The organism is Candidatus Endomicrobiellum agilis, from assembly GCF_020328115.1.
Classification (GTDB): Bacteria; Elusimicrobiota; Endomicrobiia; order Endomicrobiales; family Endomicrobiaceae; genus Endomicrobiellum; species Endomicrobiellum agilis.
The window spans coordinates 1-1,775 of record NZ_JAIXMW010000024.1; the positions used below are offsets into that span (position 1 = coordinate 1).

Annotated in this window: 2 pseudogenes; one reads left to right on the top strand and one right to left on the bottom strand. The window is 40.5% G+C overall.

From position 1 onward, the window contains the following. A pseudogene (gene fusA, locus LE179_RS06505) lies at window positions 1-1,675 on the bottom strand (elongation factor G); the annotation flags it as partial. Here fusA and LE179_RS06510 point away from each other — a divergent pair. Further along, a pseudogene (locus LE179_RS06510) lies at window positions 1,675-1,775 on the top strand (GTP-binding protein); the annotation flags it as partial. The pseudogenes fusA and LE179_RS06510 overlap by 1 nt on opposite strands.

Consider the following 1,775-nt stretch of genomic DNA (forward strand, 5'->3'; position numbering starts at 1 on the left):
CAATTTTAAACGCCATTTCAGAAGAGTCAACTTCATGGAAAGATCCGTCTATAACCGTAACTTTTACGTCTACAACAGGATATCCCGCCAAGGTTCCAGAAGTCATTGCTTCTTTTATACCTTTGTCAATTGCAGGAATATATTCTCTAGGAATTACGCCGCCGACAATTTTGTTTACAAACTCATAACCCTTGCCAGGCTCTTGAGGCTCAACAGTAAGTACAACGTGTCCATACTGACCACGTCCTCCAGTCTGTTTGATATATTTTGCTTCAGCTTCAGTCATTTTCTTAATAGTTTCTCTGTAAGCAACTTGAGGACGACCTACATTTGCCTGAACATTAAATTCTCTTTTCATTCTGTCTACGAGAATTTCAAGATGAAGCTCACCCATACCTGCAATAATCGTCTGGTTGGTTTCTTCATTTGTCCTTACTCTAAATGTTGGATCTTCTTCTGCAAGTCTGCTAAGAGCTACGCCAAGCTTTTCTTCGTCAGCTTTTGATTTAGGCTCAATAGCAACGTCTATAACAGGTTCTGGAAAGTCCATAGACTCAAGCAATATTGGATGCTCTTGCGCGCAAAGAGTGTCTCCAGTGGTTGTGTTTTTTAAACCTACCGCAGCTGCGATGTCTCCAGCATTAACAGACTTTACCTCTTCTCTATTGTTAGAGTGCATGCGCACTATACGAGATATTCTTTCTTTTGTATTTTTGCCAGGATTGTAAACATAAGAGCCACTTTCTAATATTCCAGAATAGACTCTAAAATATGTAAGTTTTCCGATATAAGGGTCTGCCTGAATTTTAAATGCCAAAGCGCTAAAAGGTGCCTTATCGTCAACTTCTCTGCTGTCTGCTTCGCTTGTTTCAGGATTTATTCCTTTAAAAGCTTTTCTGTCAAGCGGCGAAGGAAGATAATCACACACTGCATCAAGCATAGGCTGTACGCCTTTATTTTTAAATGCTGTCCCACAAAGAGTAGGTATCAACTTTATTTCAAGGGTCGCTTTCCTTATGGCTTGCTTTATCTGAGCTACAGTAGACTCTTTGCCCTCCATGAAGTTCTGCATTACTTCATCGCTATAGTCTGCTATAAGCTCTATTAATTCACTCCTCATGTGATGGGCTTTTTCTTCTAAATCTTTAGGGATGTCAACAATTTCAAATTTTGCACCAAGTTCTTCTCCTGACCATATGTGAGCTTTCATCGTTACCAAGTCTATTATGCCTTGGAAATCTGATTCTGCTCCGATAGGAATTTGAATAGGAAGAGGAACTGCACCGAGCTTTTCTTTTATGTCGTTTACAACCATAAAGAAGTCTGCGCCGATTTTATCCATTTTGTTTGAGAAAACAATTCTTGGAACGCCATACTTGTCAGCCTGTCTCCAAACAGTTTCAGACTGAGGCTCTACACCGTTACCTGAGTCAAACACTACAACAGCTCCGTCTAAAACTCTCAAGGATCTTTCTACTTCTGCAGTAAAGTCAACGTGTCCGGGGGTATCAATTATGTTAAACTGCATGTCTTGCCATTTACAATACGTAGCAGCAGAAGTAATTGTAATACCTCTTTCTCTTTCCTGCTCCATCCAGTCCATCGTTGCTGCACCTTCGTGTACCTCGCCTATTTTGTGAGTTCTTCCTGTATAGTACAAAATTCTTTCTGTAGTATACAGGAAGAACTCACAAAATAGGCGAGGTACACGAAGGTGCAGCAACGATGGACTGGATGGAGCAGGAAAGAGAAAGAGGTATTACAATTACTTCTGC